This window comes from Pseudoalteromonas sp. SR43-2 (genome assembly GCF_014163885.1).
Lineage (GTDB): Bacteria > Pseudomonadota > Gammaproteobacteria > Enterobacterales > Alteromonadaceae > Pseudoalteromonas > Pseudoalteromonas distincta.
Genome location: NZ_JACJED010000060.1, coordinates 1 through 259, shown reverse-complemented (window position 1 = coordinate 259; position 259 = coordinate 1). Strand labels below are relative to the sequence as shown.

At 48.3% G+C, this 259-nt stretch carries 1 tRNA gene; it reads right to left on the bottom strand.

Features of this window, described 5'->3' with window-relative positions:
* Positions 1–146 precede the first annotated feature (146 nt).
* Positions 147–222, bottom strand: a tRNA-Glu gene (locus H5120_RS20085).
* Positions 223–259 lie beyond the last annotated feature (37 nt).

The following is a 259-nucleotide window of genomic DNA, read 5'->3' as shown; positions in this document are numbered from 1 at the left end:
CCCCTGTTACCGCCGTGAAAGGGCGGTGTCCTAGGCCTCTAGACGATGGGGACACATAAATGTGTCACTAGGACAACTGAATTTTTAGACTCGTTTCAGGCGAGCTTTCTTAATAACACTTCACTTCCCTATTAAAAATAAGTAAGTGGCGTCCCCAAGGGGATTCGAACCCCTGTTACCGCCGTGAAAGGGCGGTGTCCTAGGCCTCTAGACGATGGGGACACATAAATGTGTCACTAGGACAACTGAATTTTTAGAC